At 35.8% G+C, this 1,550-nt stretch carries 1 protein-coding gene; it reads right to left on the minus strand.

The features are described from left to right. A partial coding sequence (locus XO08_RS00310; RefSeq protein ID WP_077286937.1) for a methyl-accepting chemotaxis protein occupies window positions 1-1,550 on the minus strand: 1,550 nt, incomplete at both ends.

Below are 1,550 nucleotides of genomic sequence, written 5' to 3' on the forward strand. Positions count from 1 at the left end.
TTTAAATCATCTGAATATATTTTTACTTCTGATGCTTGTTTTGCTTGATTTTCCACTTGTTCTGCCATGTGTTTTATTTCTTCTTCCACTTCCATCAACGTCTTTGTTACCCTATCTATTGCCGCACTTACTTCTTCTGATGCTCCACTTTGTTCTTCTGATGTCGCTGCCAAGTCATTTGTCATTCCGTATATGTCTTCTATCTTTTCCAATAATTCCACTATTGATTCACTTACTTTCTCCGATGATTCTACTGAATCTTCTATCTTTTCTCCTACTTCTTCTGTGTATTTTGCCACGTTTACCGCTTGATCCTTTATTGCATTTAATACTTCTGCTATCTTTTGTGTTTGACTTTTACTTTCTTCGGCTAGTTTCCTTATTTCATCCGCAACTACTGCAAATCCCCTTCCTGCTTCTCCTGCTCTTGCCGCTTCTATCGCTGCATTAAGCGCTAGTAAATTCGTCTGTTCCGCTATGTTTGATATTGTTCCTACTATTTCCCCTATCATATTTGATGATTCTTCCATCTCACGTACCGATTTTTCTGTCTCCTTCATCGTTTCGTTTACTTTCATTATTACTTCTTTTAGTTCTTTTACTCTTCCTGATGAGTCTGTTGCCTTCTCTTTCATCTCTTCTGCTTTCCTTGCCAAATTCTCCGCATAGTTTGCTATGTTTTGCGCGCCTGATGCTATCTCTTCCATTCCACTGTTTGCCTCTTCTGTCGCCGATACTACTTCTTGTAATTCATATGTCGCTTTGTTTACCGTTTCTGTTGCATCTTTTGCTGCTCTTTCTGTGTCTTCTACTAGGTTGTCCAATAACTGTGATACCGAGTATACTTGTGAGTTTAGTTTCGTTACTTCTTCTACCGTTTGCTTGAAATTATCCACCAATATCTTAAACGCATTTGTTAGTTGACTTATCTCATCTTTCCCTTTTCTTTCTTTTATCTCTACCGTTAAGTCTTTTTCCGATACTCTCTTTGCTATTTCACTTATCTCTATTATTGGTTTACTTATTGATTTCGATACAAAGTATGCTATTATCGCTGCTATTAATGCAACTATTATTCCCGTTAGTATCCCTAGATTTACTATATTTTTCGCTTCCTTTATCACTTCCGAGTAATTTATTGTAGCCATTACTTTCAACGGTAAATCATCTATCTTTATAAAGCTTGCAAATTTTTCATATCCATTGTATTCATACCTTACACTCCCTTTGTCTTTTGATAAGAGTTCTTCTTTTAGCTTCTCAAGCCCTTTTTCCTTTGCTATGTCTAGTTCGTTTATTTTACTTTCATCTGGATGTGCCACCACTAACGTGTCGTATATTATACTTACTATTCCATTTTCTCCTATCTTTGCCCCTTTTATCATATCTTGTAGTATGCTTTGTGGATATAATCCAACTAATACCGCAACTACGTTATCACTGAAGTCTTTTACTGGTACAGCAACTGCTATGGTGCTTGTAGAATTGTATTCAAATGGTATGTATATGTCATATTCTTTTTCCTTGTTTTTTATCTTGTCAATTATATC

The organism is Thermosipho sp. 1074 (assembly GCF_001999655.1).
GTDB lineage: Bacteria > Thermotogota > Thermotogae > Thermotogales > Fervidobacteriaceae > Thermosipho > Thermosipho affectus.